7 protein-coding genes are annotated in these 12,107 nt (G+C 56.5%); all 7 read right to left on the reverse strand.

Translation table 11 applies throughout. The annotated features are described in order from the left end of the window. Window positions 1-30: 30 nt before the first annotated feature. The gene (locus tag OMP40_RS03105; protein ID WP_277529031.1) at window positions 31-1,443 is read right to left on the reverse strand and encodes an extracellular solute-binding protein; all 1,413 of its coding nucleotides are present in this window, start codon (window positions 1,441-1,443) and stop codon (window positions 31-33) included. A gap of 201 nt (window positions 1,444-1,644) precedes the next feature. Then, window positions 1,645-2,289 (reverse strand): helix-turn-helix domain-containing protein, encoded by a 645-nt coding sequence (locus OMP40_RS41135; protein WP_420871891.1) that lies wholly within the window; start codon window positions 2,287-2,289, stop codon window positions 1,645-1,647. A 46-nt stretch (window positions 2,290-2,335) separates the two neighbouring features. Continuing rightward, the gene (locus OMP40_RS41140; RefSeq protein WP_420871877.1) at window positions 2,336-3,001 is read right to left on the reverse strand and encodes a response regulator; all 666 of its coding nucleotides are present in this window, start codon (window positions 2,999-3,001) and stop codon (window positions 2,336-2,338) included. Beyond that, window positions 2,998-3,927, reverse strand: a complete 930-nt coding sequence (locus tag OMP40_RS03115; RefSeq protein ID WP_277529033.1) for a sensor histidine kinase — start codon at window positions 3,925-3,927, stop codon at window positions 2,998-3,000. Before OMP40_RS03115 ends, OMP40_RS41140 begins: the two co-directional genes overlap by 4 nt. 28 nt (window positions 3,928-3,955) lie before the next feature. Further along, entirely contained in the window at window positions 3,956-4,807 is an 852-nt protein-coding gene (locus OMP40_RS03120; protein WP_277529035.1) for a hypothetical protein, read from the reverse strand. A gap of 47 nt (window positions 4,808-4,854) precedes the next feature. Further along, the gene (locus OMP40_RS03125) at window positions 4,855-9,828 is read right to left on the reverse strand and encodes an InlB B-repeat-containing protein (RefSeq protein WP_277529037.1); all 4,974 of its coding nucleotides are present in this window, start codon (window positions 9,826-9,828) and stop codon (window positions 4,855-4,857) included. A 468-nt stretch (window positions 9,829-10,296) separates the two neighbouring features. Beyond that, window positions 10,297-12,078: an S-layer homology domain-containing protein gene (locus tag OMP40_RS03130; RefSeq protein WP_277529039.1), complete on the reverse strand. Its 1,782-nt coding sequence runs from the start codon at window positions 12,076-12,078 to the stop codon at window positions 10,297-10,299. Window positions 12,079-12,107 lie beyond the last annotated feature (29 nt).

Genomic DNA, 12,107 nt, shown 5'->3' on the forward strand with positions numbered 1-12,107 from the left:
GGATCCGTCTTTTGATCCCAATATTGGATATCATAGTTGTCGAACGGCTCTTTTTTTGATGTTCTTCACGTGCGAGGCAAGCTCATACGTAAAGCCATAGTTCGCTTTGTCGACTTCTTCAAGCTTCATTTCGCCCGTAAGCACCTTTTGCGTCGTCTTTACGGCGTACTGCAGTTGATCGCCGAAGCCCATGATCAGGAATAACGGAATTTCCTGGGAGGTCATTTCTTTTCCAACGGCCGTCTTGTAGCTTTCCGGCTTTTCGGATACGTGCAGATTCAGCATTTTAATGATGGCTTCCGGATGCTCGTATTTCTTGTTCACGACGATGAAGTTGCTTCCCGTCGCCTGGTTGGAGTTGAATACGCCCGCATCGTCAAGTGGCGCGGCATAAGGTCTCCAGTTGGCTTCCGGATTGCTCTTGATCGAATCCTGCAGATCGTACGGCGACCACCAAGGTCCGAAGAAGATGCCCGCTTGCCCGCTCGTCAGCGCTTCTTTCGTGCTCTTTCTCAGGCCGATTTCTTTGTCGAGGATCCCTTTGGCGTACCAGTCGCGCATCAGTGCCAACGATTTCTTGGTCTCGGCCGTCGTCGAGCCATACACGGCATTGCCGCTGTCATCCTTCACCCAAATGCCTGGGTAGGCGTCGTTCGCGAAGAACAACGGAGAGAAATTCATGAAGTGGTCGCCGGACGACAGGAACGTGGAGTATAACGAACCGCCCTGCTGCGTACCTACGATACCGAGCGTATTTTCTCCGCCCATCTTGTTATCCTTGAAGGCTTTGGCAATATTCTCGAGGTCCTGCAGCGTCTTCGGCGCTTCGAGTCCGAGCTTGTCGAGCCAGTCTTTGCGGATCCAGGTCATCGGCGCCGAAGGCAGCGTCGTCTCAGGCAGCGCGTACAGCTTGCCGTCGAACGTGACGCCTTCAAGCAGGCCCGGGTTTGTCTTGTAAATCTGCTTCAACCGTTCAGCGCCGTACTTGTCGTATACTTCCGTCAAGTCGGCCAGCTGTCCGGCCTTCACCATTTGTCTCAGCTGCGTTTCGTTAACGAGCATCGCATCCGGCAGGTTGTTGCTCGCGATCGCCAAGCTTACCTTTTGGCCGTAATCGGCAGGAGCGGCTTCCCATTCGTGCTTCACGACGATGTTGTAGGAATCCTTCAGCCAGCGGGTATAGATGTTGTCCTCCGCCGTGTCATTGCCTTCGTATTTGTAGGTAGGATCGACACCTCTGCCGAGCGTTACTTCGACAGGCTCCGCGAACTTGCCCATCGGATCGACGGCCGCCTCCGACGGTGCGGCGCTGCTCGAGCTGCTGCTTGCCGCTGGGCTCGCGCTGCCGGCTGCGTTGTTGTCCGCGTTGTTGTTGCTAGCGCATGCGCCCAAGCTGAACGCAACGGTCAGACCGACTGCCAAGGTTTTGAAACTCTTATTCATTTTCTTTCCCCCAGATGGTTTAAGATGGTTTATTCACTTCGCATCCTTGCAGATTTATTATAGTTTGTCAGGCCCATGGGCCGCGTTAGAAGATCCTTGCCAATGAGGATGACAATCCGATGAAGATCATAAAAATAAAAAATCCGTCCGAAAACTGTCTAACCTGTTTTCGGACGAATTTCTACTTCGCTTGCGCCTGCTTCAACTGTGCTTGTCGTGCATGCTCGCTTGCCGATAGTCGCTTGGCAGCACGCCGACATGCTCCCTGAACAGACGGCTAAAATATTTATCGTCGTTATAGCCGACTTGTTCCGCGATCCATTGGATGGTTCTGGCCGTGTTCTTTAAATAATGCTTGGCCCGCTCCATGCGAACGTCCCTTAAATAATCGGTGTACGTTTTCCCTACGATTTGCTTGAAGCATTGGCTGAAGTAGCTGCTGCTCATATTGACCATTTGCGCCATTTCGCCTGCCGTCAAAGACTGGTTCATCATCGTTTGGGCCAGATTCGTCGCCTTCGCGATGCTGTTCTGAATCTCGAGCGAAAACTGCGGCTTGATATTCGCCTGCCGGATCGCGTCCCTTGCGCCGCTTAACCACGCTCCGAATTGCAGGAAGTAATGAAACGAATCCTCCATAACGACAGGGCTTCCCATAGCCTGCCCGTACAGCCGGTTCCACTCGTCCGTCAGCGAGAAGAACAATCGGGTCAATCGGATCGGCGGCAGCTTGATGGCCTTGAGTTCCTGCAGCATCTGCCCGAAAATACGGTCGTCGTAGAGCCAATCCGGGGACAGCCACTTGCTTTTCAATTCATTCAGATCATGACCGCTGTCCTTGCCCATGTTCACGATCTCGTCCCGACGGATATCGAGAAGCGTGCGTGCAGGATCATAATCGTAAAAAAAAGCCGTTTCTGCGGTAAGTCCGAATGAGCTGCACGATCGCCTTGCGGTCCAGCTCCTTCAGGTCGCTAAAGCATACAAGTGCATGGCCGGCGCTCGAAGTCCAAGCGCCCGGGGGCATATCGTGCCAGTACCATACGCCCATTTCGACCTCAACGGCGTCCTGGGGCACGGAGGCATCCCATTTCGGATCGTCGCTATGCTGATTTAACCGGTAGACGACATACACCCGATCGACTTGACTTCTTTCCGTTTGTTGAACGCCAAGCTTTTTCTTATCCAACAAAGAGGCGATTCTCCCCAGCACATCCTCGAATTGTTCCTTCTCGAGCTGCGTTTTGGCAATATAATCGATGGCGCCAAGCCGCAGCGCCTCCTGCACGTATTCGAAATCGGTATGCAGCGTCAACACGACGACCTGGATATGCGGGTGATGCTTGCTGACCTCCTTCATAAGTTCAATGCCGGACATGACCGGCATCGAAAGGTCCGTCAGCAGCAAATCTACCTTGTTATTCTCGATAAACTTCAGCGCATTCTCGCCATTATTGGCTTCTCCCACGACTTCCATTCCGAATTCTTTCCAAGGCATGAAGTTGACCAGACCGATTCGAACCATTTTTTCGTCGTCGACGACCAGGACGCGAATCATGATGAGTGTTCACCTCTATACACAGGCAAGCTTAAGGAAACGATCGTTCCGCTGCCAATCTCGCTTTTAATCGTAAACATCGCCCGATCGCCATAGTTTGATTCCAATATTCGGATCACGTACTTCATGCCGATTCCCATTCCTACCTTCTGTCCGTCCGGCGGATCGTCGTTCAACAGCTGCTGGATTTTCTCCGGCGTCATCCCGATCCCGTTATCCTGGACCTTGATTTCCAGCTCTTCATTTAACCGAATGTCGACATGAACGTAACCGTCGTCGCTAACGCCATGATAGAGCGCGTTTTCCACGAGCGGCTGAAGAATGAACCGCGGAATCTCCAGCTGCATCGCTTCCTCGTCCACGTCGATATCGACGTCGAACTGGAAGTCGTATCTGATTTTTTGAAGCTGCAAATATTCCTTCAGCGCTTCGATCTCGCCTTGGATCGTCGTGCCTCCGCCCATTTTTCCCAAATTGTATTGCAGCAGTTTATTGAGGGAGAGCGTCAGCTTGTCGATTTCCTCCTGCCCGTTCATCATCGCGAGCCAATGCACGGTATCGAGCGTATTCATCAGAAAATGCGGATTGATCTGGTACAGCAGTTTCTCTACCTCTAAATCCGCTCTTCTTTTTTCTTTCTGTTCGATTTCTCCGTACAGCTCCCATACCTTTTTCTTCATCACGCGAATCTTGAACAGAAGATAATCGAATTCGGGAATATTCGTTAATTCGGTATTGTCCTTGGCATTGGATTGCACCAAATTTTTAATTTCCATGTTAAAGCGTTCGAGCGGCTTATAGACCATTCTTGACAAGAAGAGGGCGAGTCCGATCGCGGCCAATTCGAATAATAAGAAATATAGCGCGATTTGCAAAAACCACTGGTTTTTCTCCCGGTTCAATTCCTTCTCGGGCACGACCGACACGAGACTCCAACCCTGGTTGCTCGTTTCTTTATGCCATACGGAATGTCCGTGTACGCCCGACGCTACTTTTTTTGTCGCTTGCAGGAAAGAGACTGTTCAGCGGGAAATGCGCTTCATCCTGGGTGTACGTAATTCTGCCTTCATTGTTGAGAATGAGGAGATTGCGCGATCTGCTGTCCGAGGATTTGGATTCCAATAGCTTCTGAGCCGTATTAAAGCCTGTCTCTACGTACAATTGTATGTCCTGATTGGCCACGTTTACCTTGCGCATGATGCTGAAAACCAATTGGTTCGACGACCTATTATAGCTTTTATGCGGACCGAAATAAGTAATTTCCGGATAGCTTTCCATAATTGGAAGTGACTTTGGACTAAAGGATTCTCTGACCATGAAATTTTCAAAATCGTATTCGCCCGTCTCTTGATTGTAATACAGCGTCAAGCCGACATTCGGGTTTGAAAAGGTAACGACGTTCAGCTCGTATTTCATCTCGTTCCGAAGTCTTATAATTTCGAATCGGCTCGTCTCCTCCTGCAGCTGCTCCAGGATCCTGTTCGTCCCTCCGCCGAAAGCGAGCTGCTGGGATACGTGATTCAAGTTGTTTAACGTATTGTCCAAAATGAGCAAATCTTGCTTGAGGTTGCTCTGAAGAGAGGTCCCGACCTTATTGGCGAGGATGGAGTTGATGGTAAAAAGAGAAGCCAATCCCAGACATACAAAGGGGATCAGAACGATCAGGAAAAAGATTGAAATAATCCGGTGTTTAAACGTGAATTGCCGAAAGCGCCTGGATATAAAACCTAATTTCACGATCTCCCCCTCCCGATCTCCCCTTATATTATCACGGATAGCGCTTTTTGCTTGCATCATGATAAGCAAGCCATAAACCCCGTACCTTTCGGCATTGGGGCTTATGGCTGCGATCATTAGCTATTCATAAGGGTGTAGACGATCTGCGCGGCTTCTGCCCGCGTCAGGGAAGCTTGCGGCATGAAGACGTTTGCGCCCTTGCCTTTCAAGAGACCCAGCGCGTTCGCCTGCGACACGGCATCCTGCGCCCATGCGCTGATCTTCGCCTGATCCGAGAATGCGGCGCCTGCCGCCGGAACGTCGCGGTTCCCGCTTTGGAACGCATAGGCGCGCATCAGCATCACGGCAGCTTCTTGCCTGGTAATCGTCTTGGCCGGTTCAAACGTCTGCGGGTCGCGGCCGGTTACGATTCCCGCTTCGTATACGGCCGCCACTGCATCCGCATACCACGCGTCTTTTTTAACATCGTTGAACGGATTCGAGCCCGTCGATCGGAGACCGAGCGCTCTCGTCAGCAGCGCCGCGAATTCCGCTCTCGACACGGAGCGATTCGGCGTGAATTCCGTCTCGGTCGTTCCGTTTACGATTTGCTTCGCGGCAAGCGACTTGATGGCCGGAGAAGCCCAGTTCGATTCGCTTACGTCGCTGAAGCGCTTGTCGATTTCCAATACGGCGTAGGTGCTGAAATGACGAACCTGCGCGGCAATAACGTTGTTTTCGAGCTTGCCGCCCGCGTATTGCAGCTCATTTTGGCCGCCGATGAAGTAGACGCCCGTCAGATCCGGATTGACGGCTCCCTCCACCGCAAACCGAAGCGTAAGCGGCTTTGCGAATTCGCCGATCTTCGTCGCTTCGTTGCCATCGGTCGTGACGGACAGCGAGAATTCGTACATTTGTCCGACGACCTTGACGGCAGCGCGGTTGATAAGACCGGCATTTTGGATTTGCTCCGCTCTCGCTTGCGAGACCGGCGCAACCTCCAGCGCGATCTTCGTCTTGTCTGCCGGCCGACCTGCTGCGCTCGATTGCGCTGCGCTGAGCACTTCTGCAGGGAGCTCGACGGAGACGGCGTTAAACTGGATCCGGATCGGCTTGTTGCCTGTCAGGTCGGCTGCCTGGATCGGAAGCAGAACCTGCGTCGCGTCCTTCGCTGCGCTTAGAACCTGATCGCCGCTTAACCGCTTCAGATCTTCGTCGTTAAAGGTCGTAACGACCTTTTTGTCGCCGGCAGGCGTCGGCGTTGGGGTTGGCGTCGACGTTGGCGTAGGTGTCGGCGTTGCCGGATCAGGTGTGATGACCGGACCTTGCGTAATGACGGCCTTCTTGAACGTATCAGCCGCCGATGCCACAGCTGTCAGCGCATCGTCCAATTGCTGCGCAGTTGCGGCCTTATTGCCGTATACCGTCTCTGCTGCTGCGATGGCTGCTTGCAGCACGGCCTTGGAGCCTGCCGGATATTGTCCCGGGTTTACGCCCTCGACCGCTCCGTCTTGCAAGGCTTGCGCCGCATCGATCGCTTGTCGGAGCGTCGTCCGGTCTTCGATCGTCAGCGACTTGACGACGACCGTGAAGGTTTTCTTGTCGGTCGCTTCGCCCTTCGTCAACGTCGCGGTCAGAACCACGGCAGCATCCGGCTCGCCTGCCGCAGGACGCACGACTGCGCCAGCCGCGCTGATGACCTCCGGCTTGTCGCTCGACCAGGTGACGGAGACATCGCCCGCCGCCGCCGTCGGCAGCGTCACGTTGCCCGTGACGAGCGCCGCATCGTTGCCTTCGGCGTAGCCCACTTCAAGAGCCGCGACAGCAGCCTTTACCGTTTCGGCGTCCAGATCCCCCTGGAGAACCCAGTGTGCGTTAAAGCTGGTGACCGATTCGGTCGACCATGTGCCCTCGAACACGCGGACGCCGTTGCTGTTGTAGTACTGCTGGCCTTTTCCGTCCGTGTTTTCATAGTAGCCTCTGAACACGTAGCCGGCTCTTTCCGGCGCGGCGATGCCGATCGGCAGCTTGCCGCCATGGGAGACCGATACGCTCGCCGTACCGCCCGACCCGCTCTGCGGATCCAGCGCGACATTGTAGCGGTTCGCATCGAAGCGGGCGTACAGCGTCAGATCGCCTACGGAGCCCTCCGCGATGCCGGTAAGCTTGGAGCTCGGCTTAAACTGCGGATCGGTGAACCAGCCGACGAAGGTATAGCCTTCCTTCGGGCTCGGCGCGATCAGGTCGAGCGCCGGCGTTACGATCGAATAGGCGGCCGGTTCGGTGCCCGGCATGACGGCAGAGCCTGCGCCATCCTTATAAGCGATCGCATAGGATACCAGGTTCCACTTGGCGAACAGCGTCGTCGACGCCGCTACCGTATCCGCGCCGAAGTTCCATTCGTTCTTGAACTCCGCATCCTTGTACCAGCCGCCGAACGTATATCCGTTTCGGATCGGCGGCTGCGGCGCCGCGATCTTGGTGCCGTATACGACGTTGGCAACGGACATGACCGGACTGCCGCCCTGGGTGTTGAAATCGACCAAGGCTTTGTCCGCATCCAGCTTGATCCATCCGGCATAAAGCGTCATGGCGTAAATTTGATCTTCGCCGAGGGCGTTGACCACCGGCTTGTCGAAATCGTAGACCTGCGTCATCGCCGCATCGGCGTACCATTTTCCGTCGAACAGATAACCGCCGCGCGTAGGATCCGTCGCCGGCCGGGTCGCTTTTGCGCCGTCCCGGACGTATTGATTGGCGACCGCGCTGCCGCCCGACGTATTGAACATCACGCCGTTGCGTCCCGGCGGGAATACGCCGCTGGCTGCGTAGCCGATGTTGTTGCCCGCGGCAAACGCCGTGTCCCAGTTGGCGCGTGCGTTGTTGCCCGTATCGGACGAGCCGTTGATGTTATAGTTCGTCAGCGTATTGCTGGTACCGTAGAAATACAGCTGCTCATTGTTAAGCATGGAGGCGGTGATCGCCGGTTGATTGGATTGCTGTTGAACGTCCGCGTTGGTGCGGGTGTTGAAGATAATCCCGCCGACGGCAGCCCGCGGCATCTTAATCATGTACCAGTGGGTGTCGGCGCCGTTGTATTTCATTCTCGTCATCGTGCCGCCCGGCCATCCGCCGAACAGCTCGGGGTTAAAGGTATAAGCCCTTACGCCGTAGGTGTAGGTGCCCCAAGCCTGGTAGTTCGCATGGCGGTTGATGGAGAAGTAAACGTTGACGTGCGTCGGCTCCGCGACCGGCGGCGCGGTCGCTTTTTCGGGTTCAACCCGCGTGTAGGTAAATTCCCGGGTCATCCAATTGCCGCCGGATGCCCGGCCCATCAACGTGACGGTGAGCGGGTCGTTGTAGTTGGCGCTCACGGTGATGATGTCGTCGTTGGCAAAGCTCGCGGCGACGCCGTTGTTGACGGCATACATCGCTTCGGTCACATGGACCGCCGACAGTCTGAGCTTCAGCTCATTGCCGGTGAAGCTATTGCCCGCGATGACGTCGTCGTCGCTCGGCATGGCCGCCAGAATGGCTGGCGTTGCGCTCTCGCGGTCCATCAGCACCACGAGGCCCGGATTCGGATTGGTGTCGGTATTCGATACTTTGGCAGGGTTGCCGGGAAGGGTCCCGCTGATTCTGCCGTTCGCTACGGTGAACACGTCGCTCGGGTTCAGCGCGTTGACATAGAAGCCGTCCTTCAGGAACTTCACCGGCACGCTGCCCAGCACGCGGTCGGTCTTGCTCGTGTTGACCAGCACCGCGCCGCCGCCGGCTTCATTCGTGCCGCGCTCGATCATGACGGCATTGTTGCCGAGGCTGACCAGGTTCTCGTCGCGTCCCGCCATCGCGTTGTGGAACTTGTTGACGGCCACGACTTCGGGATGCGTCCATTGCGGACGGCTGTTGGCGACGTTGTCCGAGGTGCGCACGTTGGCTCTCTGCGTGCCGTCGGCATTAATGTTGCGGGCAAAGAACAGGGGCGATGCGTCCTTGCGGGCCGCGATCATCGCCCAGCCCTGTCTGATCTGCTTCGGGCTGAAGCTCAGGGACTCGCCTTCGTTGTTGTAGGTGTCATGGGATTCGACCCAAGGCACCAGCCGGTCGGGCGTCAGGCCTTCGGCGCCGTAATCCGCCCATTTGTCGAGACGACCGATATCCCCGACTTCGAGGACACTCCGCACATCATGCCCGTACTTGGAAGCGGTCAGGTCGACATACTTGGAATAGCCTTGCATTCTGTCCATGTCGGGGTTACCCCCTTGGAGCACCTCGCCGTACTGGAAGTTGACTCTGCCCTTCTCTTCCAGGTACGCCTTGGCGGCGCCGGTGACGTTTTTAATGTAATCGCTGGCGAACTGCCCGTCCGCATATTTCGGATTCGTGGCGCCCGCGGCGATACTCGCCGGGGAGGGCACGTCGTCGTCCAGCTCGATATGCTTGATGGCGTCGTAGCGGAACCCGCTCGCGCCGGCATCGATGATGTCCTTCAGATAAGCGATGTAGGAATCCTGAACGAACTTGGCGTGCGTGTCCAGATCCCGCAGCCCGCTGATCATCTCCGGCTGGGTCAGAAGGAAACGGTCATTGTAGCCTACGTTGCCGGTCACATTGTGGAAATACGTGCTGTCGTTCCACGGGGCATCCGAGTTGGCGGCGGCGCCCATGTGGTTCGCGATCACGTCGACGATGACCTTGATGCCGAGCGCGTTGGCCGCGGTGGTCAGGCTCACGAACGCGTCCCTGTCGCCGAATTTGTTGCCGTTGCCGCCGGCGACCATGTTGCGGGGCGTATAGGAAGAAGCCCAGCCGGTCCCCCCGGAGGAGCTGCCCATGATCGGCGACGTCTGGATCGCCGTGAAGCCTGCGTCGGCGATCGCCTGCAGGTTCTCCTGGATGACGCTTAAATTCCAATCAAAGGCGTGTAAAATAACGCCGTCCCGAATGCGATCCGGCGTGCCGCTGCCCGCAGCGGCTGCCGTCGCCGTCGCCGGCGCTTCGATCGGCTCTTCTGCGAACGCCGGATTTGATGTCGTGACAAACGGGAACGAAACGACTGCCATGCACCATACGAGCGCATGAGCCAAAACCTTATTCCATTTCCTGCTCAAATCCATTCCCCTTCCAATCTTTTTATATTGCCCCGTAAATATATCACCTCCTCTTTTTTTGCGAGGTAGAGATCGATTGCGAATGTAGACGATTATTAAGCGATTACAAAAAAAGCGCCGCGAAATCTTTCTATCCTGTTTTCGTCGAATTGCCTAACCATAGACTTTAGCGAACGGACCGAGGAGCCCTTATTTTTGTTCCTGTCGCGATAAGCGGCCCGCTCGCGGACCCGGGCGCCGCTATTGCCGGTTGGTTGGCGTTTTTTTAGCCTTGATCCGGAAGAATAACGCCTCTCCAGTCCGGTACGATCCTCATTGGACCGTTTTTTAAGGAATTAGCGTCTCCTGAGTCCGTTGCGCTCTGCCTGGCGGCTTGCCGTTCGACTAATCCCGCAAACGAGCAAGAAGAGGCCCCGCCGCTTCAACGCGGACGAGGCCTCTCCTTGCTCGTAATCTTGCTATTTGCCGTTAGTTATAAAAATAGTTGTACAGGCGCTGCATCAGCACGGCCGTTTCCGCCCGCGTCGTCCACGCCTTCGGATGGATCTGCTGATTCGACCCGTTCACCAGGCCCGCATCAATCAGTCCGGCGACGCTGTCGCGCGCGTACGCTGCCACGCTGCCGGCATCGGTGAATCCGCTCAGCGGTTCGGCAGGCGCAGGCACGGCTTTGTCGGCGTACGCCAACGCCTTCGCGATCAGCACCATCATGTCCTGTCTCGCGATGGCATCGCCCGGGCGGAACTTATTGTCGCCGGAGCCCGTGGCGATGCCCATGCCGCGCAGCACGGCCACCGCGTCGGCATAATACGCGTCCGCCGCCACATCGGAAAACGCCTCGCCCGCCTCGCCCTGAAGGTCCATCGTTCGGACGAGCAGCAGCGCAAAATCCGCCCGGCTCACGGAAGCCCCCGGCCTGAATTCGGTCGCGGTGACGCCGTTGACGATGCCTTTGGAAGCCATCGCTTCAATCGCCGATTTCGCCCAAGCGACTTTGCCGAGGTCATTGAACGTTTTTTGCACGAAGGCGACGGCGTATTGGCTTAAATGCGTCACCTGGAACTGAACGGTCTCCGATGCCGAATCGTACCGGCCGCTCGGTACCGCGGTCGCCTTGCCTTGTCCGTCAATATACCAGACCGTAATATGATCCGGCGCTGCCAGCTCCTCCGCCGTCGGACGGTAAGGCACGCTGATCGTCACCGGCGCCTTCGGATTGCTCCAGGAAATCTTCTGTCCGCCGCTGAACACGCTCACGTCGATAACGGGACGATCCCCGATTTGCGCGCGCTGTTGTTCGTTCAATCCGCCGATATCGGCTTGCTCGATGCGGAATTCGATATCGCCCGCCGGCACCCCGCCGTCCCGGAACATATGGCTTTGCACCGTGACCGTGGCCAGCGGCGTGGAAATTTCGACAAGCAACGCCTCTGCGGAAGCGCGAAACGCCAAAGCCGGCAGCTCGAGCGCGTAAGATTTGGCGCCGGGCGCTTCGGACAATGCCAATCGAATCTTTTTGAGTTCGCCGCCGCCTGCCACCGTCTTGGCGACGGCCTTCAGCCAGGTCGGCTCGTCGATTTTCGATACGGCCCGGCCCGTGGCGGCATCGACCTTCGGCGTCGGCGTGATCACGACTTTGCCGCCTTCGCCGTCCACGACGACAGGCGTATCTCCGCCGGAGCCGTTCCCGCTTCCCGTGTCGGTGCCCGGGCCCGGATCGTTCGGCGCCGTGACCACCGTCACGCTCGCGGTCGTGTTCGCGTCGATATCGGCGACTTTCATCGCGCTGTCCACCGTTTTTACTTTTTTCAGCTCGATCGTGCCGCTGCCGAGCGCCTTCGCTTCAAATACCAATTCCGCCAACACGGCCGTCCCGGATTCACCGGGGATCGGTCCGACTTTCGTAAACGCCAGTACGATTTGGCCGCCGTTCACGGAAGGCGTCACGGCATATCCGAATCGGGCGCTGGTTGCGCTTTTGAAACGCAAATGATCGGCGTCGAACGTCGCTTGCAGCTCTGCCGCATACACGTCGTTCAGCTCCTGGCCAACCACCTGGACGCTCACTTCGCGGCCGACGATCGGCTGACTGTCCGAGACGGACAACGTGAACCCCGAGGCGGCGTACGCGACCGAAGTCGCCGACGCAAGAAGGCTTAACAGAAAAGCGCTGGCCAGCAAATGACTCAAGCAGAAGATTTGGAGCTTTCTCAGCATGGAGGAATAGCCGACTCTCTTGGTTTGCCTCATTCGCCAACTTCCTTTCCAAATGGATGGGG

Origin of the sequence: Cohnella rhizosphaerae, from assembly GCF_029525575.1 — a bacterium.
Lineage (GTDB): Bacteria > Bacillota > Bacilli > Paenibacillales > Paenibacillaceae > Cohnella > Cohnella rhizosphaerae.

What these genes read in the sequence shown, in the direction of transcription:
- OMP40_RS03130 (WP_277529039.1), bottom strand. Translation starts at nt 12,078, where the DNA reads ATGAGGCAAACCAAGAGAGTCGGCTATTCCTCCATGCTGAGAAAGCTC.
- OMP40_RS41140 (WP_420871877.1), bottom strand. Translation starts at nt 3,001, where the DNA reads ATGATTCGCGTCCTGGTCGTCGACGACGAAAAAATGGTTCGAATCGGT.
- OMP40_RS03105 (WP_277529031.1), bottom strand. Translation starts at nt 1,443, where the DNA reads ATGAATAAGAGTTTCAAAACCTTGGCAGTCGGTCTGACCGTTGCGTTC.
- OMP40_RS41135 (WP_420871891.1), bottom strand. Translation starts at nt 2,289, where the DNA reads ATGGGCAAGGACAGCGGTCATGATCTGAATGAATTGAAAAGCAAGTGG.